20 protein-coding genes are annotated in these 22084 nt (G+C 60.3%); 12 read left to right on the top strand and 8 right to left on the bottom strand.

Annotated features, from left to right (window positions below):
* Positions 1-6: 6 nt before the first annotated feature.
* The 4 genes from SM766_RS14865 to SM766_RS14880 all read left to right on the top strand — a co-directional run bounded on the left by SM766_RS14865 (position 7) and on the right by SM766_RS14880 (position 2559).
* Positions 7-381 carry an RNA-binding S4 domain-containing protein gene (locus SM766_RS14865; protein WP_368948278.1) on the top strand — a complete coding sequence of 125 codons (375 nt, stop codon included), beginning with the start codon at positions 7-9 and terminating at the stop codon, positions 379-381.
* Between the two features lie 63 nt (positions 382-444).
* Positions 445-783 carry a ferredoxin FdxA gene (fdxA, locus tag SM766_RS14870; protein ID WP_065272980.1) on the top strand — a complete coding sequence of 113 codons (339 nt, stop codon included), beginning with the start codon at positions 445-447 and terminating at the stop codon, positions 781-783.
* A 357-nt stretch (positions 784-1140) separates the two neighbouring features.
* Positions 1141-1656 (top strand): CarD family transcriptional regulator, encoded by a 516-nt coding sequence (locus SM766_RS14875; RefSeq protein ID WP_065272981.1) that lies wholly within the window; start codon positions 1141-1143, stop codon positions 1654-1656.
* A gap of 129 nt (positions 1657-1785) precedes the next feature.
* Entirely contained in the window at positions 1786-2559 is a 774-nt protein-coding gene (locus tag SM766_RS14880; RefSeq protein ID WP_274830080.1) for an ion channel, read from the top strand.
* A gap of 4 nt (positions 2560-2563) precedes the next feature.
* Here SM766_RS14880 and cobS read toward each other — a convergent pair whose 3' ends face one another.
* Positions 2564-3319, bottom strand: a complete 756-nt coding sequence (gene cobS / locus SM766_RS14885; protein ID WP_368948280.1) for an adenosylcobinamide-GDP ribazoletransferase — start codon at positions 3317-3319, stop codon at positions 2564-2566.
* A gap of 101 nt (positions 3320-3420) precedes the next feature.
* On the opposite strand from cobS, the gene cobT reads away from it, so the two are divergent.
* Positions 3421-4437: a nicotinate-nucleotide--dimethylbenzimidazole phosphoribosyltransferase gene (cobT, locus tag SM766_RS14890; RefSeq protein WP_368948281.1), complete on the top strand. Its 1017-nt coding sequence runs from the start codon at positions 3421-3423 to the stop codon at positions 4435-4437.
* A gap of 30 nt (positions 4438-4467) precedes the next feature.
* Here cobT and SM766_RS14895 read toward each other — a convergent pair whose 3' ends face one another.
* The 3 genes from SM766_RS14895 to SM766_RS14905 all read right to left on the bottom strand — a co-directional run bounded on the left by SM766_RS14895 (position 4468) and on the right by SM766_RS14905 (position 8191).
* Positions 4468-6348 (bottom strand): monovalent cation:proton antiporter-2 (CPA2) family protein, encoded by a 1881-nt coding sequence (locus SM766_RS14895; protein ID WP_368948282.1) that lies wholly within the window; start codon positions 6346-6348, stop codon positions 4468-4470.
* A 105-nt stretch (positions 6349-6453) separates the two neighbouring features.
* Positions 6454-7674, bottom strand: a complete 1221-nt coding sequence (locus tag SM766_RS14900; RefSeq protein WP_065272986.1) for a PAS domain-containing protein — start codon at positions 7672-7674, stop codon at positions 6454-6456.
* Positions 7675-7735: 61 nt separating this feature from the next.
* A complete protein-coding gene (locus tag SM766_RS14905) occupies positions 7736-8191 on the bottom strand; it encodes an Lrp/AsnC family transcriptional regulator (RefSeq protein WP_065272987.1) in 456 nt (151 codons plus the stop codon).
* A 144-nt stretch (positions 8192-8335) separates the two neighbouring features.
* Between SM766_RS14905 and hppD the strand changes: the two genes are divergently transcribed.
* On the top strand, positions 8336-9436 hold the full coding sequence (hppD, locus tag SM766_RS14910) for a 4-hydroxyphenylpyruvate dioxygenase (RefSeq protein ID WP_274830076.1): 1101 nt from the start codon (positions 8336-8338) through the stop codon (positions 9434-9436).
* A gap of 235 nt (positions 9437-9671) precedes the next feature.
* Here the strand turns inward: hppD and SM766_RS14915 are convergent, their stop codons facing one another.
* Complete coding sequence (locus SM766_RS14915) at positions 9672-12443, bottom strand: hypothetical protein (protein ID WP_368948285.1); 2772 nt, start codon at positions 12441-12443, stop codon at positions 9672-9674.
* A 144-nt stretch (positions 12444-12587) separates the two neighbouring features.
* On the opposite strand from SM766_RS14915, the gene SM766_RS14920 reads away from it, so the two are divergent.
* Entirely contained in the window at positions 12588-13307 is a 720-nt protein-coding gene (locus SM766_RS14920) for an SIMPL domain-containing protein (RefSeq protein ID WP_368948286.1), read from the top strand.
* Positions 13308-13395: 88 nt separating this feature from the next.
* On the opposite strand, the gene SM766_RS14925 is transcribed toward SM766_RS14920, so the two are convergent.
* The 3 genes from SM766_RS14925 to SM766_RS14935 all read right to left on the bottom strand — a co-directional run bounded on the left by SM766_RS14925 (position 13396) and on the right by SM766_RS14935 (position 16766).
* Positions 13396-14688 (bottom strand): O-acetylhomoserine aminocarboxypropyltransferase/cysteine synthase family protein, encoded by a 1293-nt coding sequence (locus SM766_RS14925; RefSeq protein WP_065272991.1) that lies wholly within the window; start codon positions 14686-14688, stop codon positions 13396-13398.
* A gap of 263 nt (positions 14689-14951) precedes the next feature.
* Positions 14952-16184, bottom strand: a complete 1233-nt coding sequence (locus SM766_RS14930) for a class I SAM-dependent methyltransferase (protein ID WP_490363362.1) — start codon at positions 16182-16184, stop codon at positions 14952-14954.
* Between the two features lie 294 nt (positions 16185-16478).
* Positions 16479-16766 carry a DUF6538 domain-containing protein gene (locus SM766_RS14935; protein WP_368948288.1) on the bottom strand — a complete coding sequence of 96 codons (288 nt, stop codon included), beginning with the start codon at positions 16764-16766 and terminating at the stop codon, positions 16479-16481.
* A gap of 307 nt (positions 16767-17073) precedes the next feature.
* Here SM766_RS14935 and SM766_RS14940 point away from each other — a divergent pair, with 307 nt between their 5' ends.
* The 5 genes from SM766_RS14940 (at position 17074) to SM766_RS14960 (ending at position 22076) form a co-directional block, all read left to right on the top strand.
* A complete protein-coding gene (locus tag SM766_RS14940; protein WP_368948289.1) occupies positions 17074-18261 on the top strand; it encodes a tyrosine-type recombinase/integrase in 1188 nt (395 codons plus the stop codon).
* Positions 18258-18941: a hypothetical protein gene (locus SM766_RS14945; RefSeq protein ID WP_368948290.1), complete on the top strand. Its 684-nt coding sequence runs from the start codon at positions 18258-18260 to the stop codon at positions 18939-18941. The genes SM766_RS14940 and SM766_RS14945 overlap by 4 nt, the downstream gene beginning before the upstream one ends.
* A 729-nt stretch (positions 18942-19670) precedes the next feature.
* Positions 19671-20384 carry a hypothetical protein gene (locus tag SM766_RS14950; RefSeq protein WP_368948291.1) on the top strand — a complete coding sequence of 238 codons (714 nt, stop codon included), beginning with the start codon at positions 19671-19673 and terminating at the stop codon, positions 20382-20384.
* 256 nt (positions 20385-20640) lie between these two features.
* Positions 20641-20952 (top strand): HGGxSTG domain-containing protein, encoded by a 312-nt coding sequence (locus tag SM766_RS14955; RefSeq protein WP_368948358.1) that lies wholly within the window; start codon positions 20641-20643, stop codon positions 20950-20952.
* A 665-nt stretch (positions 20953-21617) separates the two neighbouring features.
* Positions 21618-22076, top strand: a complete 459-nt coding sequence (locus SM766_RS14960) for a DUF995 domain-containing protein (protein ID WP_368948292.1) — start codon at positions 21618-21620, stop codon at positions 22074-22076.
* Positions 22077-22084: the final 8 nt, after the last annotated feature.

The following is a 22084-nucleotide window of genomic DNA, read 5'->3' on the forward strand; positions in this document are numbered from 1 at the left end:
CCGGCCATGCAGGAGGGCGCGGCAAAGATCCGTATCGATAAATGGCTGTGGCATGCGCGGTTTTTCAAAACCCGCAGCCTGGCCGCGAAACAGGTCAGCGCCGGTCACGTCCGCCTGAATGCCGACAAGATCTCGAAACCGGCTCAGAACGTCACCCTGGGTGACGTTCTGACCTTTCCGCAGGGGCGGCAGATTCGGGTTGTCCGTGTCGAAGCCATCGGCGAACGGCGCGGACCGGCGCCTGAAGCACAAACCCTGTATTTCGACATGACCGAAAAACAGGAAAGCGTTCCGGCCAATCCGCGCTTTGAGGGAAAGGGCCGCCCTGATAAGAAATCTCGCAGGGCGCTTGATCTTACCCGCAGGGGCGACATCCATTGACATCTTGAAGATGGCGCCGCTCTGGATTAGCTAGACGCCAAACAGAAAACGGGACCTGGCACTATGACCTATGTCGTTACGGAAAACTGCATCGCCTGCAAATACACCGATTGTGTTGAGGTCTGCCCTGTAGACTGTTTCTACGAAGGCGAGAACACGCTAGTCATCCACCCGGATGAATGCATTGACTGCGGTGTCTGTGAACCAGAATGCCCCGCCGACGCGATCCGCCCAGATACCGAGCCGGACATGGACAAATGGGTCGAGTTCAACCGCAAGTATTCCGAGATGTGGCCGGTGATCGTCTCCAAGAAAGACCCGATGCCCGGCGCAGAAGACCGCGACGGTGAAGAGGGCAAGATGGAGAAATACTTCTCCGAAGCTCCTGGCGAGGGCGGCTGAGCAGCTGAGCTCTGCCAGTTGATCCTCCAGTTTTCACGCGATTCGCGGGCTTTTGCCTCATTTGGGTGTGGCAGCGTGTGAAACGCATAGATTAGGTCCGAATCGCCTATAACACGCAGGTGTTTGCCCGGCGTTGTAAGGGTGCCTTCCGAATACCCCGATTTTGTGGTATGATCTGTCTCTGAGATGAACAGAACACGAGATGTTGCCCGACTGTTTGAATGCCCATTCATGCATTACGGGCAGATTTTCTGCGACTATCGCGTGGCGCGCGGATCACTGTAAGTGAGCCGGTGACCACTCTTTGTCGTTGTCGTGCCGGAACATGCATCCGGCTTATTGCGAGGAAAGACCTGTATGACAAAATCGAAGAAGCTCGAATTCCGCCCCAATGAGTATGTGGTTTACCCGGCGCATGGTGTCGGCCAGATCATCTCGATCGAGGAGCAGGAAGTGGCCGGCTTTGCGCTGGAGCTTTTCGTAATCACCTTTGAAAAGGACAAGATGACCCTGCGGGTGCCGACCAACAAGGCGGTCGAAGTGGGCATGCGCTCGCTCAGCTCTCCCGATGTGATCAACCAGGCCATGAAGACCCTCAAGGGCAAGGCCAAGGTCAAGCGGGCCATGTGGTCCCGCCGCGCGCAGGAATACGAACAGAAGATCAACTCCGGCGATCTGATCGCCATCGCCGAAGTGGTCCGCGACCTGCACCGCACCGACGATCAGCGCGAGCAAAGCTATTCCGAGCGTCAGCTGTACGAGGCGGCGCTGGAGCGTCTGACCCGCGAAGTGGCTGCCGTTGCCGATGGTGACGAAATCTCGGCCGCCAAACAGGTGGATGAGGTTCTGACCTCACGCGCTGCTGCGGCCTGAGGCTGCCGGAAACAGCCGGACACCGAAAGACACATGCAAAAACAAAGGGCCGCGCCGGGTTGCGCGGCCCTTTGTTTTTCCGGATGTTCTGTTGAGCCGGGATTGGGGTAGAGCAGGGGCACAGCGGGCATGCAGAACCTGAAGAAACGCATCAACACCCTTTACGAGGGCGCCTCGCCCGGTGCGGTGCGGTTCCGCTATGGCATCATTATCTTTGATGCGCTGTCGATCCTGTTCTTCATTGCCACGGCGCATGTCGATCATGGCCCGATGCTGATCGCGATCAGCCAGTTGCTGGGCGTTATCATCGGGCTGGATCTGGCGGCGCGGCTGTGGATCGCCCGTAACCGCAAGGCCTTCCTGTGGCAGATCTATACGCTGGCCGATGTGACGGTGATCGTGACCCTGCTGCTGGATCCGTTGTTCTCCGGCAGCCTGGCTTTTTTGCGGATCCTGCGGGCGCTGCGGCTTATCCATTCCTACCATCTGCTCCGAGACCTGCGCCGCGACAGCGAATTCTTCCGCCGTAACGAGGATGCGCTTCTGGCCGGGGTCAACCTCTTCGTGTTCATCTTTGCCACCGCCATGGCGGTGCTGATCTTCTTTATCGATGAGACCCAGACCCAGTCGCCCTATGTGGATGCGCTCTATTTCACCGTTGCGACGCTGACCACCACCGGGTTTGGCGATATCACCATGGCCTCTCCGGCGGGCAAGATGTTTTCGGTTTTTGTCATGGTGGTCGGGGTGGCGCTGTTCGTGCGGCTGGCGCAGGCGATCTTTCAGCCGCAGAAGGTGCGTTATACCTGTCCTACCTGTGGCCTGACGCGGCACGATATCGACGCGGTCCATTGCAAGCATTGCGGCGAACAGCTGAAGATCCTGACCACTGGCGTCGAGTGACCCCTCAGAGCGCCAGCAAGACCAGCAGGCCCGTAAGCTCGCACAGTTGCTGGGTCGCGCCCAGAATATCGCCGGTCTGACCGCCGATCTTGGCCCGCGACAGCGCGCCAAGACCTGCCGTGACCAGCGCCATGATCACGGCCACGGCCAAGAGCTGCGACAAGGCGATGAATGGCAGCGCCAGACCCAGTGCCAGAACCCCGCCCAGCACAACGGGCAGGGCGCGGGGGCGTCCGACGCTGCGGGACAGGCCATCGGCGCGCGCATGGGGCAGGGCGTACATCAGAACTGGCATGGCAGCCCGGCTGAGCATGGCCAGCGCCAGCAGCGGCCAGAGGCCTGCGGTCTCCAAAAGGGCGGCCAGCGCCACCCAGCGCAGCCCCAGCCCGAGGACCAGCGCCAGCACCCCATAGGTTCCGATCTGGCTGTCCTTCATGATCTCCAGCCGACGCGCAGGCTCGAACCCGCCCCACAGCCCATCGGCGGTGTCGGCTAGGCCATCCTCGTGCATGGCGCCGGTCAGCAGGATCTGCACCGCCAAGGCCAGTCCGGCGGCAACCAACGGCGGCAGGCCAAGCGTGAGGGCCAGGCTGGCCGCAATCGCGGCGGGCAATGCGACGGTCACGCCCACCAGCGGAAAGGCCCAGACCGCTGCCGATTGCCGTTTGAACGTCTCTGCCGACAGGTGCGGCAGGGGCAGGCGGGTCAGCAGAACCAGCGCCAGGGGAATGTCGGCTGCGCGGATGTCGGTTTTTCGCATTTGCGGGCCTCTTGCGGGACTTGCAGCGGGGGGGCGAGCGGTTAAACAGGTGCCCAATCGCTTTACCCGCGTCCCGTAACCCTATGCAACGAGGCTGATCCATGCTGCCCCAGATATCTTCTCTTGATGACTTTCGTGCCCAGCTTGGTGCGGCACCGGCAGCAGATGCCTCCGCAACGCAGGGCGCCGAGGCGCGCAATGGGCAGCTGACCAAACCACCCGGGGCACTGGGTCGGCTGGAGGACCTCGCGATCTGGTATGCGGGCTGGCGCGGCAGCGACCGACCAGCCATTACCGCGCCGCAGGTGATCGTCTTTGCCGGTAATCACGGCGTGACGGCGCAGGGTGTGTCGGCCTTTCCGGCCGAGGTGACCGCCCAGATGGTTCTGAATTTCGAACATGGCGGGGCGGCGATCAATCAGCTCGCCGAATTCGCCGGCGCGCGCATGGATGTGCATGCGCTGGACCTTGACCGGCCAACGCAGGATTTCACCAAGGCCCCCGCGATGAGCGAGGCTGAGCTGCTCAGCGCCTTGCAGGCAGGTTGGGAGGCGGTGGACCCCACGGCGGATCTGCTGGTGGTGGGCGAAATGGGCATCGGCAACACCACCGCCGCGGCGGCCCTGTCCTGCGCGTTGTTCGGCGGCGCTGCAGCCGACTGGACCGGGCGTGGCACCGGCGTCGATGATGCCGGGTTGGCCAACAAGAGCCGGGTGGTGGCCGAGGGCGTCGCCCTGCATGGTCCCCAGATCAAGGATGGTCTGGATGCGCTGGCATGTCTTGGCGGGCGTGAGATTGCCGCCATGGCCGGTGCCATCGCGGCGGCCCGGATGCTGCGCATTCCGGTGATCCTGGATGGCTATATCTGCTGTTCCGCAGCAGCCTGCCTGCTGAAAACGCATGAGGGCGCGCTCGATCACGCGGTGGCGGGTCACAAGGGTGCAGAGGCGGCGCATGTGATGCTGCTAGACAAGCTGGGCAAGGAGCCGCTGCTGACCTTGGGACTGCGCCTTGGCGAAGGCTCTGGTGCGGCTCTGGCGATTCAGATCCTGAAGGGCGCAATCGCCTGCCACAGCGGTATGGCAACCTTTGCCGAGGCGGGCGTTACCGACGGCTAATGGCCCATCAGCCGGGCGATCTGGCCGGGATCAGGAGGACTTTTGGTCCTTCTGCTCGGCCAGTTCCAAGAGGGCCGTCTCCAGATCCTTTTCCAGCTCGCGCGCACGGGCGATATAGGCCTTGTTTTCACTGGCCGGAGTGCCGGGGATCCAGTGCTTGGCCAGTTCGCGGATGGTCAGGCGGTCATGGGCATAGAAGGTCTGTTCGGCCTGCGCGGCCTCATATTCGCTGAGGCCGATCCGCTCCAGCACGTAACGCCCGGCACGCAGGGAGCTATCGAACATTTCCCGCACGATGTCATTGGCACCGGCTTGATACAGATCGAAAACGTGATGCCGGTCATAGGCCCGGGCGATGATGTGGATATTGGGGTAGTTGCGCCGCACATAGTCCACCAGTTTCACGGTGTTCTCCGGATCATCCAGCGCCACCACAAGGATCTTGGCCTTCGCAATGCCGGCGGCCTTCAGCAGCTCGGGTCGGGTCGGATCGCCAAGAAAGCTTTTGACGCCGAAACGGCGCATCAGTTGAACGGCTTCCATGTCGTTGTCGAGCAGCACCGTCTTGAAGCCGCTGGCGCGGACCAGCCGGTTGACGATTTGGCCAAATCGGCCGATGCCGGCAATGATCACGGGGCCTTCCTCGTCGATTTTATCCGGGGCATGCTCCACCCGCGCCTCGCCCAACCGTTTGGACAACAGGTCATAGGCAATGAACAGCAGCGGCGTGATCAGCATCGACAGGGCGATGATCAGTAACAGTTTTTCCGACAGGGCGGGTGGGATAACGTTGAGCTGCCGGGAAAAGGCAAGCAGCACGAAGCCGAATTCACCTGCCTGCGCCAACCCCAGCGTGAACAGCCAATGCGCCCGGCGGCGCAGGCCGAAGGCGCGGCCGACGAAATAGAGCACCAGCCCCTTGGCGACGATCACCAGCAACGCGAGGCCGATCAGATCGCCGGGGCTGGCGAGGAACAGGCGGTAGTTGATCCCGGCGCCCACGGTGATGAAGAACAACCCCAGAAGCAGCCCTTTGAAAGGGTTGAGGTCGCTTTCCAGCTCGTGCCGGAACTCGGAGTTGGCCAGAACCACACCGGCCAGAAAGGCACCAAGCGCAGGGGACAGGCCGACCAGCGTCATCAGGAAGGAGATTCCGACCACGATCAGCAGCGCCAGCGCGGTATACATTTCCCGCAGGTTGGAGGCATGAATGAAGCGGAACAGCGGGCGGGTCAGATAGATCCCGGCCAGGATGATAAAGGCAACAGCGGCAATGGTGATCAGGGTCACGGCCCAGCCGGGCATGCCTTCGACCAGAGACAGCGAGCCATGCCCACCGTTGTGACCGGCCTCGGCGGCGCGCTGGATCGACCCGTCGGAGCCGATTTGCGGGCCACCGGTGGTCGCCAGCAGCGGTAGGAAAGCAAGGATCGGAATGACGGCGATATCCTGCGTCAGCAGCACCGAGAAGCTGGCCCGCCCGCCGCCGGTCTGCATCAGGCCCTTTTCTGACAGGGTCTGCAGCACGATCGCGGTCGAAGAAAGCGATAGCGCGAGGCCGATTGCAAGGCTCACCTGCCAAGGCTCCCCGGCGGCCATGGCAGCGCCCATCAGGGCCAGGGTACTGAACAGGACTTGCAAACCGCCAAGACCCAATAGCTTATGCCGCATGGCCCAGAGTGCCCGCGGCTCAAGCTCCAGGCCGATCAGGAACAGCATCATCACGACGCCAAATTCGGCAAAATGCTGCAGGTCCTGGGTTTCAGAGCCGACAAAGCCGAAGACTGGTCCGATTAGGATGCCGGCTGCAAGATATCCCAGCACCGAACCGAGCCCCAAGCGCGCTGCGATGGGGACCGCGATGACGGCGGCGGCGAGGTAAATCGAGGCTTGGTAGAGAAACGCGTCCATGCCGAAGGTATGGCAAGCGACAGCCGCCTTGGCAACGGGTTAGGGCGACTTGGGGATGTAGGCCGGGCCTATTGCGCCTGTTCCGCGACAGGCCCGGGCATGGTGTTATTTCTCGTGGATGCGGATGTCGCCGGACAGTTTCTCGATCCGCTCCAGCCGCTCGGAAATCCGGCGCTGGAAGACGCCAAGCTGGTCGATGATGTCCGACAGGGTTTCGCCCGATTCCGGGAGGCGCGCGCTTTCGATCTTACACAGCACCCGGGTCGAGCTGAGGCCAAGGAACTGGCGGTGCATGACCTGGCAGGCGTGCATGATTCTGTCTGCTTCGCGGTTGACGTCTTCCTGGCCGACGCGTTTGCGGTCCAGCTGGTCATTCACGATCTGCTTCAGAACGGCGCGTTCATGCGCCATATCGATCTCGCCCAGGGCGCGGCGTTCCATGCTCAGCTGTTGGTCGCACTCCTGCAGCATGCGGGTGATGCATTGCACCATCAGGCTGGTGTTGACGGTGGATTTGATGGTGGCAAAGGTGCTGTTTTCGCCCATCACATGGGCGGCGAACCAATCGGACATCTCTCGCGACATGGAACCGTAGTTCTGGGACAGGACGGTGACTGGACCGCCGGCGGGCTCGATACGCGATGCGATGACCCGCAGATTGTGGGGGATCGTGTGCATAGCGTCGAAATCCTTGACCAGACCCTCGGTCTGATCAACCAGGACCTGGGCGTTGTCGAGCATTCGGGCAAGCGCCAGCAGCGTTTCGTCCACCGGGTTCCCGAGGGCCGCATCGCGGGCCTTGAATTCCTCGCACAGAGCATGGGCTGCGAATTGATCGTAGTCTTCAAACCCTTTGCTGCGCACCCATTCCATCATGATTTCGGCGCTTTCGTCGGGGGAGAGGCCTTCCTGCTCTTCCGCCAGGCGCATCGTCTCGTAGATGGTCTGCACCTCCTCAAAGACCGGGCTGGTCGGCTTGATCCGGGCGGAGAGATAGCCATCCTTGTGAGGCACCACGACGGCGAAGACCCAATAGTACAGGCCGTCCTTGGCCAGGTTCTTGACGTAGGCGCCGATGGTTTTGTCGGCCTTGATGGTGTCCCAGAACAGCTTGAACACGCCACGTGGCATATCCGGGTGGCGGATCACCTTGTGCGGTGCGCCGATCAGTTCAGGCCAATCGTAATCGGCAACCCGCCGGAAAATATAGTTTCCGGCCTCAATAACTCCGCGCTTATCGGTGCGAGAGAAAAACACTTCGTTCAATTTGAACGGGGCTTCTCCGCTGGACGGGCGGGTTTCAATACGGCGGTCGACAAATGACATTAGGTGTTCCCAGCTTTAGGCATGCGCAATGCATCTTTAGCGTGAGAATCTTCCCGTATCGTTAAGTCGGCAGGGGCGCATCGCGTTTTAACTGCGCCATTACGATCTGGCTTTGCACCCGCGCAACGGCTGGGTGTGTCAGCAGAACATCGTGGATCAGCGTGTTCAGCGCCTCAAGGTCGCGGCAATAGACCCTCAGCAGGTAGTCGGCCTCGCCGGTCATGGTCCAGGCTGAAGTGATTTCGGCTCGGGTGCTGACCAGCCGGGCAAAGCTGGCCGATTGTTCAGGGCCGTGGCTGCCCAGATGCACCTGTACAAATCCTTGCACCGCCAGCCCCAGTTTCGCCGCATCCAGCCGCGCCGCGTAACCCTGGATATACCCTTCGGCCTCCAGCCTTTGCCGCCGCCGTCCGGCCTGACTGGGTGACAGGTTCAAAAGCTCCCCCAGCTCCTGTGCCGTGAGGTGGGCGTTCTTCTGCAACGCGGCCAGAAGGCGGGTGTCGGTAGAATCGAGCATATGCGTGGTATTCCCGAAAAGACTGGAAAGTATGCGGAAAGTGCGCATGAAATCCTAGCAGAAAGCCAATGAATGCGCAAACACTGCGTATCGAACGCGCTATCTTTATGGCAGAATTGAAACGCGCAATCAGGAGGAGCACCCATGGGTCCGTTCCCGCACAATGCCCCGAAATCCGTCATCAGCGAAGAGAACCCCGCAGGCACCGATGGTTTTGAATTCGTCGAATTCGCCAGTCCGGAGCCGCAGGAGCTGCGCGACCTTTTCACCAAGATGGGCTACGAGCTGGTGGGCCGCCACAAGACCAAGCCGGGGATCGAACTGTGGCAGCAGGGCGATATCACCTATATCCTGAACGCCGAAAAGGGCAGCTTTGCCGAGAAGTTCGTCGAAGAGCACGGCCCCTGCGCCCCTTCGATGGGCTGGCGGGTTGTGGATGCGCAAAAGGCATTTGATCACGCTGTTGCCAAGGGCGCCGAGCCTTATGAAGGCGATGACAAGACCATGGATGTGCCCGCGATCAAGGGCATCGGCGGCTCGCTGATCTACTTCATCGACCAGTACTATGAGACCTCGCCCTACAACGAGGAATTCGAGTGGCTGAAACAATCCAAGCCGCGCGGCGTGGGGTTCTATTACCTCGATCACCTGACCCACAATGTCTACAAGGGCAACATGGACAAGTGGTTCAAGTTCTACGGCGAGTTGTTCAACTTCAAGGAAATCCGCTTTTTCGACATCGAAGGCAAATTCACCGGTCTTCTGAGCCGCGCGCTGACCTCGCCTTGCGGCCGTATCCGTATCCCGATCAACGAGGATCGTGGCGAGACCGGCCAGATCGTCGCCTACCTGAAAAAGTACAAGGGCGAAGGCATCCAGCACATCGCCGTGGGCACCGAGAATATCTACGACTCCACCGACGAGATTTCCGAGCGCGGCATCAACTTCATGCCGGCCCCGCCGGAAACCTACTATGACCTCAGCCATGACCGCGTCGTGGGCCACGAAGAGCCGATCGAGCGCATGAAGAAACACGGTATCCTGATCGACGGCGAAGGCGTCGTGGATGGCGGTGAGACCAAGATCCTGCTGCAGATCTTCTCCAAGACTGTGATCGGCCCGATCTTCTTCGAATTCATCCAGCGCAAGGGCGACGATGGCTTTGGCGAGGGCAACTTCAAGGCGCTGTTCGAATCCATCGAGCAGGAGCAGATCAACAACGGTGAAATCCAGGCCGCCGAGTAATCCGGCGCGGATCCGGGGCTGCCTTTGGCGGTCTCGCGGTCTGGTCTGATTGTGTAAAGAGTGATTGGACCGGCTCCTGTTTGGGAGCCGGTTTTTTCATGTCGGTAGCGCATGTGAATGTGCGGTAGAGGACATGATGCCAGGTGGTCAGCGCAACACTGGCTCTTGCATGCCTTCGTGAGGATTTTGTGGGGGGCAGGGAGGAACGGCGGAAAGAACCGGCTGCAGGTCAGTATTACTCGGGCATTTCCAGCGTGTGGTTGCGGCCGCTTTTCTGGTATTGCAGCCGGGCATCGCCGATGGCGACGACACGGCCACCATCCAAACGGTCGCCGACTTGGACCTTGCGATAGCGGCCACTCGGCAGGCGCACCAGTGCGCGACGGTCGGCAGAGGTGCCATAGACGCCGATCAGGTTCAGGCGGCGCAGGTTGATCGCATTGGTGATGGTGGCCTGCCGCGACACCGAGGCCGAGCTGGGCAGGCGCGGGGTAACGGTGGCAGGCACGGCTGCGGCGGTGGCCACGGCTGTTGTACTGCGCTGAGCTCGGTCAACAATGTTGGAGAAATTCGTCGGCCGCGCCCGCGGGGTGACAGAGGTGGCAACAGCCAGTGCGGTGGCAGGCTGGCTTTCCTGTTCTTCGGTCTTCAGTGAGGCCGGGCGGATGCGCGGGCGCAGGCTGGCCAGCTCGGCGCGGCTGCGCCCGCCCAGCTGTGCCCGTTCCACCTGTTCGGTGAGGTCGGCAGGCCGGGCACGCGGGCGCAGTTGCGACAGGGCTTCAAGCCGGGCCGCTTCGGCCTCTGCGGCGGCTGCCGCCTCGGCCACGGCGGGGTCGATACGTTCCGGTGTAGGCGGTGGCACGACCGGCGGGCGGCCCAGGAAAACCATCACGCCGTCGGGGTTCACGGTGCCTTCGGGCGTGGCTTCGACGAGCCCGCGCCGGTCCAGCGCGATGGCACTGCCTGCGGCAGCGGGAGAGCTGACGACATCCGGGGCGTCATCGGTGCTCGCATCCGGTTGCGGTGGCAGGGCGACGGCGTCCTGCGACAGGTCGGTATCGTCGATCGAGGCGACGTAGATACCGTCGAGATCTACCACCGCCGGGACCTGCGCGATTTCGGGCACCGCCTGCCAGATGCCGGTGGCGGCATATTGCGCGGCCTGCTCCAAGGCGTGGTCTTCGGCGCTGATAGCTTCAGGCTCTGTATCGGTCGCGGTGTCATCCAGCACACCATCGGCGATGGCTTCGGGGTCAAGCCGTGCGGTCTCGATATCGGCTTGATCCTGCGCATCTGCGGTACCGGGGGTGTCCTCGGTGTCGGGAAGGAAGGTCACACCCGGGTCCGGCTGGTCCGGCAGGGCGCTGACCTGCGGCGCAATGGGCCGGTCTTCGGTGTCTGCCGTCAATACATCTGCCGATGTGGTTTCAGCAGGCTCCGCGGAGGCCAGCGGCACAGAAGGTGCTTCGTCCGGGATCTCTGGCACTGTGGTTTCTGCCGGAGTTGCATCGCCTGGCTGCGGTGCCTCTGGTTCCGCTGCCGGTTCCGGCGTGCTGCCCCGCAGGGGGGTATCCTCGGCAGCGGGCTGATCCGAGAACCGGCCAAACAATCCGCCCGGGGACACATAGGCGAGCGCGGCGACGGTCACCATGAAAACCACCAAGAGGACCGTCAGGACCAGTCCCATGTTGCGCGGTTTTGTCGGGGTGCGGCTTGGTGCCGGTTTTCCGAATCCGGCTTTCTGTCCCAACAGGCGGGCCAGCAAACCCGGAACTGCGCTCTCGCCTTTGCCGCTTTGCGGCTGGCCTGGCGGTGGCGTGATCGGGGTTGCAGGCGCTGCGCTGGCAGAGTCGGGCTGTTTCTTAGAGACCGGAGCGGCAGGCCCCTCGGGGGCACCGGTTTTCTGCGGTCCCTGACCCCCTTTCTGAGCGGTGATCTTGTGATCGGCCACCGGCGTCGGTGCTGCGCGGGTGGCGCCAGCGAGGGCAGGGGCCGCAGCGCCGCTGTCGGCCTTCCGGCGCCGGGTGCTGAAACCCATGGCCGGTCCCTGATCTTCGCCGGGGCCTTCCTCTGCTGCGCCCTCGGCGCCAGCCTTCGCAGAGATTTCGATCTGCGGGGACTTATCCCCGGCAGTCTTGTCCTCGGGGCGTAGAGGCTGGGCCTCGGTCTTGCCATCATCGGTCGTTTCCGCCTGCGTATCAGCAACGGAAACAGCGTCTTTGTCGGCGCCTTGGTCAGGGACACCCGGTTTTGCGGCTGGATTTTCCTCAACAGTCTCCGGGGCCGGTTCCTGAGATTCATCCGGCGCGCCTGCTGCGGGCGCTGCTTTGTCGGCGAGAACTGGGGTCGCCTCGGCGGGGGCCTCGGTTTCTTTTCCGGCAGGCTCGCCAATCTTCTTGGCCTGCGGCGCGCTCTTTTCGGCGGCTTTGGGCGCACGCGGAATGACCGGCCCGATGTCGACAACCGCGATGCCATCCGGCTCAATCGGGGCGTCTCCGATCGCGGTGGATGCGCCAAAGAACGGCTCCCCGAGAAAATCCATATCGCCGGGTACGGCTACGAAACTGGCCGGGATGAACCCGTGTTCCAGAGCGAAGCCTTCGGCTTCCTCCAGGGTTTCGCGGGCGACGGCTGCCACATGGGTCAGCGGCCCGTCTTCGGAGATATCAAAGGACAGATCCGCCACAGCGTAGGGCGTGGCGCCTTCTAGCGCCTTTTTCGCCATCTCGCGCCGGGTGGGAGCGTCGGCAGTACCGGTTTCAACGGTCAGATAACGGATCTGATCGTTCGGAATCACCACCTTGCAACAGGTGGAGCCGCCCTCCGCCAGCGCCTCCCCGGCTGTGCGTAGATCGGTCAACGCCCGAGGCAGATCCGGGTGGCTCAGCGGCACCTTGCCAATATTGCGCCAGCCGCCGGCGGCGCGGCGCAGAAAGGCAATGCCTTCCGAAGACAGAGAGAGAGCAAACCCCGGTTTCATAGTGCGGTCAAACCATCCAAATTCCATGTGCCCGGACCGCTAAGTGCCCGTCTGGCCTTGCGGGCAGACCTTAAAGCAGGAGTTCGCCGAGGAAAAGGAAAAGACGGGAAGAGCCCTTGTCTGTGGCAAGGAAACGCTCCCATCTTGGGGCACAACACAGGAGACGCTGAGATGAAGACGAAGGCGATACTTGCATCATTGATGATCTGGACCTGCTCCACCGGGGCGGTGCTGGCGGAGGCAGCGGGCCCGCGCCAGATCGTGGTCACCGGAGAGGCACACACCGAGGTTGCGCCGGACCGGGCCACCATCACTTTGGGCGTCACCGCCGAGGCGGAAGAGGCGGCTACAGCCATGCGTCAGGTGTCGGAGGACATGAAGGCGGTGATTGCCGGGCTGCGTGAGGCGGGCATTGCCGCAGAGGACATGCAGACCCAATCGATTTCGATTGATCCGGTCTGGAGTGCCCGGCGCACATCCGATGGCCGGGAACAGCGCGAGATCACCGGGTTTGTTGCCAGCAATACGTTGGCGGTCCGGGTGCGGGACCTGGATAATCTGGGACAGGTTCTGGACCGGGTACTGGCCGCCGGAGCCAATAATTTCAGAGGTTTGAGCTTTGGCGTTGCGGATTCCGCGGCGGTCATTGACCAGATCCGGGGCGATGCGGTGCGCGATGCCATCCGCAAGGCGCGGCAACTGGCCGAGGCGGCTGAGATGGAGCTGGGGCCGGTACGCTCGATCACAGAACATGGCGGCAGTGGCGGTCCGCGTCCGATGAAGATGATGGAAATGGCCCGCTCATCGTCGATGCCGGTCGAGGCCGGAAGCCTTGGTTTTGAACACAGCGTATCGGTGGTCTTTGACCTGCGGGTGCCGGGTTTGGAATGACACTGGTAGCGGACAAAGTACGTGCCAGACATGAAAAGGCCGGGCGATTTGCCCGGCCTTTGTTGTGTTTGCAAACTGCGGCGCGGGATCAACCGCAGGCTTTGGTCAGGGCCTGATCCAGATCAGCGATCAGATCATCGGGATCTTCGATGCCGATGGAAATGCGCACCACGTTGGGGCCTGCACCGGCCGCTTCCTGCTGCTCGGGTGTCAGCTGGCGGTGGGTGGTTGACGCCGAGTGGATGATCAGCGAACGGGTGTCGCCGAGATTGGCCACATGGCTGAAGATATCCAGCGCATCGACCAGTTTGATGCAGGCCTCATAGCCGCCTTTCACTGCGAAGGTGAACAAGCCGCTGGTGCCCTTGGGATAGCAGGCCAGCGCCCGTTCGTAGTAGGGCGAAGAGGGCAGGCCGGCATAGGTCACATAATCAACGCGATCATCCTGCTCCAGCCAGCTGGCAACCTTGATGGCATTGTCACAATGGCGCTGCATGCGCAGGGACAGGGTTTCGATGCCCATCAGCGTGTAATGCGCCGCCTGCGGGTTCATCGTCATGCCCAGATCGCGCAGCCCGATGGCGATGCCGTGGAAGGTGAAGGCGAGCGAGCCGAAGGTCTCGTGGAACTTCAACCCGTGATAGGCCGGTTCCGGCGCCGACAGGGACGGGAACTTGTCCGAGGCGGACCAGTCGAAATTGCCGGAATCGATCACTGCGCCGCCGGTGACGGTGCCATTGCCGGTGAGGTATTTGGTGGTGGAATGCACAACCAGCGCGGCCCCCTGGGCAATCGGGTTGCACAGGTATGGCGTGGCGGTGGTGTTGTCGACGATCAGCGGCACCCCCGCGGCGTCGGCCACATCGGCCAGGGCGCGGATGTCGGTGACATAGCCGCCCGGGTTGGCGATGGATTCGCAGAACACCGCGCGGGTGTTCTCATCAATGGCATCGCGCACGGCGTCCAGATCGTCGGTGTCGACGAAGGTTGCCGACCAGCCAAAGCGTTTGATGGTCTGGCTGAACTGGGTGACGGTTCCGCCATAAAGCCGGGTCGAGGCAACCACGTTGCAGCCTGGCGCCATCAGCGGGAACAGGGCCAGGATTTGCGCCGCATGGCCGGAAGAGCAGCAAACCGCGCCGACGCCGCCTTCAAGCGTGGCCAGACGTTCTTGCAACACCGCAACCGTGGGGTTGGTCAGGCGCGAATAGATATAGCCGACTTCCTGCAGGTTGAACAAAGCGGCCGCATGGTCCGCGTCGCGAAAGACGTAAGAAGTGGTCTGGTAAATCGGGGTCTGGCGGGCGCCAGTTGCCGGATCGGGTCGTGCACCGGCATGAATTTGCAATGTATCAAAGCCGTAGCTGGGGGCATCGGTCATATGTCTCTCTCCCTGAAATCGTGACTTGCCACAGGTGTAGGGCAGCACGGGCGCCCACACAACGCAAACCGGTGAAATCGGGACAGGCTACCTGCAACCCGCGCAGGTCGTGGGAAATTATTCCTGGCCTTTGCCGGGGAGGCCGTCGTGAGAAGGGGATGGCGCCTCTGACATTGGCTCCAAAACACATGCGGCCCAAGTGAATGCAGCGCCGGGCGGGGGCCGCGGCGCTGCATGGGGGGCATTCTTCGTGAGAAGCGGGCCTAGTGGAAAGAGGGGCCCTGATGCTCGATACCTATGGGAGGGGTCTGGCCCCAGATCGGGGCGCCATCGGCGGCAAGAGCGGCATCCGCCTGCGGTGCGGGGCGCAGGTTCCAGGCCGGGTGCATCCAGACGGCAGCCTGATCGGCTACTTTTGTGCGCAGCTCGTCCTCATGGACCGACAGGCTCAGCTGTGCGGAATCGTGCTGGGCGGTCACGGCAAACTGCAGCCCTGGCCAGGCCTTGGCGGGCTGATCCAGCAGATAGGCCGTTCGGCCCCAATGGCCGTCAGAGGCCAGTCCGTTGTCCACCTGGATTCCCGGAGCCAGCTCCATCTCGAAGCTGACAAGCACGGCCTGCAGGGTGCCTGCCTCCGTGCAGGTCAGATCCGCCGTGGTGCGGGCCGGTTTGAGGCTGGGCCGGGTGAAATCGAAGTGGAACAGCTCCGTCGTCGGCCCCAGCGGGCGCAGGTTGCAGGCCGCGAAATCGTTCGGGGTGATCTGCGCAACGCGGGCAAAGTGGTGAAAGGCACTGAGATCAAAGCCTTCCGCCCGTTGCGGGCGCCACAGATCAAGCAACTGATCGCTTTCCACGGCTTGCGCCACCAGGGTACCGCGTTCGGGGATGGCGCGCGCCTCGGGCTTGGCCAGAGCGCCCATCGCATGGGTAAGTGTTGCCAGCGCGCCTTCGCCCAGAAGGACCGTGTCGACGATTTCCGAAATCACCACATCTGCCGCTTCTGGCATGTCCTCACCAATGACGATCTCATGCGACCATTTCGGGATCACGGTGATGCGGTCAGAGAGACCATTGTCAGCGATGACGCGAGTTGCAGCCTCGGCGATCAGCGGCTGTTGTTCGCAGGTGTAGACGTGTTTCGCCCCGGCGCGCGCGGCCAGCATCGCCGTCAGACCGGCGCCGCAGCCGATGTCCAGCACCACATCGCCCGGTTTTACCTTCGCTGCGATCGCCTTGGCATAGGCGCTGTTGCGGGCCGTATCCGCCAGCATCGGGAAATGCCAGCGCGGCACGAACATCTGGTGCAGCCGTTCCTGGAAAATCTGCGCCTCGTGGTTCCGGGGATCAAGCGCAAGGGCCTGGGACAGCATCTGCGACGTCCTGCGGCCCCCATCGGTCAGAGGCATGGATTTTGCGAGCTCTACAAGTTTCTCTGCGCCGTGCGCAGCCTGAGAGGTGTTGTCCTGAGGCGAATGCGGCATCTGATTTTCGGCCAACTTTTAGATTTCCTTATTTGAGGCAAATGCGATTGATCCCATATTGCGCAGACGCGTCTAACAAAGGGTAAAGCTGAACTAACGAAGCTGTGAATGCTTCATTGACTGCTGCCGCGTGTCTCGGCGCTCAGACCGGCCTGATCGGCATGGGGTGTCCATTTGATTGCGGTCCGGCGCTGAGATGTTTTTGCTCTGAATGCTGTGCGGGACAGGGGAGAGCACAGCGCGTGATAGGTCCGCGCATAGCCCCTCTGCGATGCCCATGCTACCGAACCGACAAGGAGAACGATCCGTTCACGGCTGACCTTTGAGACGCAGATACGTCAACATCGCCTCCGACAGCGTCAGAACATCATACGTGACAGAGGCGTCTGCCGACGAGAGAGGAGCTTGCGGGGTCAGACTATGCCGAAGAAAGTGGTTGCCTGGGAGTTCCGCATCCTGAGTGCGGAGGCGATACCAGAATTCGTGGAGTTTGCAGGCAGCCCTGTTTGCCCGGGAGAGAGCGATGACGCGGGACCTGGTCCGCAGGGAGTAGGAGATTTTTCCCGAAGAGTAGTTCTGTCGGAGGCCCACCGGCATATGGGGGGTAAGTAGTAGATACCTTCCTTCACGAAGACATAGCTGTGCGAAATGGTCTCCAATTTGTTCTACGCCTCGCCTTGGTCAGGCTAAAAGCTAACGTAAAACAATATCTTAGATGAAGGAGTGGTGCCCCCACACGGCCTTGAAAAGCTATATCTGGATGTTCTTTGTGATGTCAGCTTGTACGTGTTTTCCCATTTTTCTCTTTAGTTCCGATATCTTTCTGTCTCAATCAGTCTCGACGAACTCCGTTCAATACTATACCTGGAGGTGGACCAAAGGGTGGACTGAAAATGAGGGGCCTATGGCCAGAAACAAACTGACTGCGCGCGGCGTCATGGCGCTCGAGGCGGGGAAGTACTGCGATGGCGCTGGGCTTTGGCTGGTAAAATCGGACTCAAAAACCGGCAAATGGGTCCTGCGCCTCACGGTTCATGGCAAGCGAAGAGAAATGGGGCTTGGGCGCTGGCCCGATATAGGCTTGGCCGAAGTCCGCGAAACGGCAGACGACGCACGCCGCGAGTTGCGGGAAGGGCGCGACCCCATCCGGGAGCGCCAAAAGCGGCGCCGGGATGCCCAGCGCAATCTGCACCTGTTTCGAGATATTGCTCATGATGCGTTTGAAGCCCGCAAAGCGGAGCTGAGAGATGGCGGAAAGGCAGGCCGCTGGTTCAGCCCGCTCGAGTTGCACGTGCTACCGAAACTGGGCCATGTGCCTGTCGCGGAGATCACGCAAATTGACTTGCGTGACTGCTTTGCCCCGATCTGGCACACGAAGGCTGAAACCGCTCGCAAAGCCCTGACCCGTACCTCCATCTGTCTGGAACATGCGGCGGCGCTGGGCCTTGATGTGGATTTGCAGGCGCCGAAGAAGGCGCGGGCACTCCTCGGAAAACCCAGTACAAAATCCACCAACATTCCTTCGTTGCCCTGGCAGGAGGTGCCGACCTTTTATCAGAGCCTTGATGAGGGATCCGTAACGCATCTCGCGCTACGCCTTCTGATCCTGACCGGCGTGCGTTCGAAGCCCATCAGGTTCATGCGGGAAGAGCAGATAGAGGGGGATGTCTGGGTGATCCCGGCGGAGCACGTGAAGGGGCGAAAAGATGCGACCACGGATTTTCGCGTCCCAGTCTCGACGGAGGCGATGCGGGTCATCAACGAAGCGCGCCAACATGCGCGAGACGGACATCTCTTCCCAAGTGTACGCAAGGGAGTGATTTCCGACGCCACAATGTCACGCCTTATGGAGCGGCGTGGAATGGAAGCCCGTCCCCACGGGTTCAGGTCGAGTCTTCGAGTTTGGTTGGCTGAGGCAACAGATGCCAGCCATGAAGTCGCGGAAACGATGCTTGGCCATGTGGTCGGGAGTTCTGTCGTGCGCGCCTACCGCCGCACTGATTTCCTGGAGCAGCGCCGGGCGCTTCTTGAGCGCTGGGCGTCACATGTCACAAGCAACACGGATAACCTTGTCAAATTGGTAGCTACATGACCGCAGAGAAACGTTATCTTCCCCTGTTTGATGATCAAGGTGGCTGGGCTTTGGAACGGCCTGATCTCTATGCCTTGGTCCGCATGTCTGTGCGGGATGATCAAGGGCATGAAGAGGTGGAGCAAGCCTACCAGTACATGGCTAACTCTTCCGACAACTCGAAACCCGCCTTGAATGGGCCTCAGGCAGTGCTTGAACGGCAGTTCATTAGAGGGAAAATGACCGAACGCCGGTACTCAGCTATGGTCCTGACGGAATTGTTGCGGCTCAGGTCGAACCAGGAAGAGCCTACTCTTGGAAATGCCCTCATATTGGTGGCTCATGAACTGAGGAAAAGCCCTCACCCCGCCACAGAAAGTTCGTGCAAGCAACAAGCCAAGACGGCTTTCAGCAAATGGCGAAGCACTTGCCATCTCGAGCTCGCGTTCCGCATTGCCACCACTAAGAATGGGGAAACTTTCGAGGCTGATCAGGCACAGTTCATGAGCTTCCTCGCAATGGCGAAGGCGTTCGAGCTTCTCATGGACGATGTTTGTTTGCAGAGTGCACTGACGTGGAAGCCTTGGCGTGTTCCGGAGCAGATTTCCCCTGCGCTCCGCTGGGAGATCCCTGCGTTGAGCATTGAAGAGAGAAAACTCGTCTCTGCTGCTGGAACAAGTGCTACCGCTCCGAAACGCTAGCCGCATAACCTGCTCGGCTGAGCTTGTTTGCGAGTTTGATGAGGGTGATTGGACTTACGCCGTTTTGTGGCGGGATGGAGGCATTTCGTACATAGCGCAGGAAATTTTCCAAAACCCTGCGCAAACTCTCAAAAAGTTCCAGAAATAGTTGAGAAAAAACAATCTTTTCCGTTTGAATTCAAATGCATGACTTTACTGATGTACGGATAAATACAAAACAGAACATACCAAGAAGAAGATTTGTTGATGACTGCGATTGGCTGAAGCCGACTGTTTTTCCGGATGAGGGAAACCAGTCTGACCGAGGTAGAATATTTTCCTACCCACGAAGCGCGCAAGAAAACCTGCTTTGGATGTCTCATCCCGAATCAATTGGAGGCATCCAAAGACATGTCGTTTCAATCAACTTCTCCCCATCCTGGCGTCGATCCACTGCTGAAGGTCGGTGAGGCCGCGAAGGTGTTGTCAATTAGCGTACCTAGCTTCTGGCGTCGGGTTGCGGACGGATCCGTGCCCAAGCCGATTAAGCTCGGCTCCTCGTCCCGCTGGCTGCAATCAGAAATTCTCGCTGTGATCGAAGATGCTAAGGCCCGCCGTGAGACGCACGGGACTGTGAAAGCAGAACTGCCTTAAGGCGTATCTGCTGGCTGTGTCTCAATAACTCCCGAACGCATACCTCCCCAGCGCTCTAAATGCGCGCGAGAGCCAGAAACCCGAAAGGGAAGCCCAATGGCCAAAGATATGGTCTTTCTACATATCCTCATTCAGGACATGGTCCGCATTTTTCGCCGTCTTGATCATGCTGAGCTTGGGTTGCTGATGCGCATCATGCTCGAAAATTGTTTGATCCAGGGGCCGTTGAAGCGTGATGATGATCGGCTTGCGAGACTTCTCGGGAGCAAATCCAAGAAGACCTTCAACCGGCTTCTTGATGCGCTTATCAGCAAAGGCTTTGTCCGCGAGGAAGAAGGGATGATCATGGCGCTCATTGCCGAGAAAGGTATCGAGCACTTCCAAACGAAGTCGGCCAACGGCAAGCGTGCTGTGGGGCACCGCAAGGACCGTCAACCAGGCGCTTCCGCAACCGATAAGGCGTCGCAGGAAGCGAAGCTGCCCGATGGCTGCAAGAGTGACACACCTGCCGCTTTGACACCTCACCGGCAGACTGTTCATGAAGTGGGCGACGCGGCTATGAGTACACCTTTCGACAGTCTCGTTCAGGAGTTGCAGGTTCACGCCTCTCACAACGGGCATCCGAACCTAGCAGACGCCCTGTCATTGGAAGACGCGCAGCGCCAGGTGTCGACGTGGTTCGAACTCGGTCTGGCGCCCGAGAAAATCATCTCGAAGGCAAACGAGGTCATGAACAAAAAAGGCGAAGAATGGATTTCGTCCTGGAAGTATTTCGACAAACCGATACGAGCGATGGCCCGAGCGCCCTGAGGACAATTTGCGTTCGTGCAAACCTTGTTCAGTCTGTCCAAAGGATTTGGAATTTACCCCGGGTAATTTCTGCAGAAATTGACGAGGCAAAATGGCCAATTAAGTGCCGTATCTTTTGGAAATCCCTCAAGAAACACATGGGGTCTTATTCGGTGGATGACAATTGCCTACATTTGGAGAAAATTCGGTGAGAAAACCGCCTGAGCGGAGACGGCAAGCTTTACAGGGCTTGGAGAGGCTCCACCCCAACTCGACGGTGCAGTTTCGACGTTGCCCGTTCGAAGGGGTCACTCGGCGCTACCATCAAGACATCTGCCTCGCCTGCCTGGCGGGTGCTTGCAGGGATCTTCAGGCGCTAGGGCTTTGTGATGACGGGACGCCGCTCCCCACTGCGGCACGTCCGCGATGCGGAGCAAAGAACCGCAAGGGGTCGCACTGCAAGCTGCCTGTAGAACCTGGCAAGCGCCGTTGTCGGCTCCATGGTGGCGCCTCCACAGGGCCGAAGACTGCCGAGGGACGCGCACGGATTGCCGAAGCCCAGCGCAAGCGATGGGGGAATAGGCGGTGATCCAGTTTAGGCAGTTGTTGAGCAAAGAAGCTTGGGAGGTTTGAAGCCAGCTTCCACCGTTTTTGCCCTTGGAACCACAGCACCGAAGCACTGACCACTATAAGGGGTGACAAATTGGGGGGATTGTCGAATGACGAGTTGGGCGGAATGCTGAAGATCATTGACCAATTGGCCACAGGGAAAACGTTTTGCCCCGAAATAATGGTCACAGTGCCATTTCAAAGACAGGGCCCTCTATGTGAGGCGAAGCAAAGCCACCAAAAAATCACCCCTTGAGCGCCATCTCCCGTGTTGTCGCATCACCATCGGCAGATCGAGGAAGCCCGCGCAGGGGATGCTGCGCCCGGCTTAAAGGTCAGCGAAGCGTAGATAGCGACCTTTGTAAAATGGCTGTTCCATGAATGCGCGAGGTGCAACGAACGCATCTTGGCTATCAAAAGCACGAACCACTTCGAGGTACTCATACCGTTTTTAGGGAAAATATTTTGAAAAGTTTAGAGATCTATTTGTCATCCCCCCGGCGGGGGATGACGGGGCTGCACGCAAAATGGTCTTCTATTTTTGGGCTGCGAACATGTCGGCTAGGTCATTGATTTTTCGGTGGCGACACACTCTTTGCGTTCCTGCCATGATGCCCGCATCGAGTTTCAAAGGAGGATGAACGGATGAAACCCCTTCAACTCGGATTGACCATAGTCGCGGCCGTGCTCATTTTCGCAAATCCTAGTTCGGCGGATAAGAAACCCCGCCCCGCGCAAAAGGTCGATGGGCAGTATTTGGCCAAGACCTACAACGGCAACAGCTGGAAGTGGAGACAAGGCTACGCTTTTTTCGGTGGCGGCGGAGTGTTTAAAGCTGTTTGGGAAGACCGTGGATACGCCGAGGGAAAATGGTACGCAACACACAGCGGAAACGTCTGCTACGAAGCGCATTGGACAAGCAACAAGGGTGAAAAAGACAGCAAGGTCTGCTGGCCCCATGTCTCCGACACGAATGGGTTCGTGTGGCAGCGGTCCGGTCCCGACAGCAATGAATGGTACCGTCTGCGCCCGGAAACACGGTTCGAACGCGGATTTGTCTTCAAACGTAGTTTCAATCGCATAAAACGCGGGCTCGGCGGTTAGCTTCGCAA

Source organism: Pseudophaeobacter sp. A-200-2 (genome assembly GCF_041008815.1).
In the GTDB taxonomy this organism is placed as follows: Bacteria; Pseudomonadota; Alphaproteobacteria; order Rhodobacterales; family Rhodobacteraceae; genus Phycobacter; species Phycobacter gallaeciensis_A.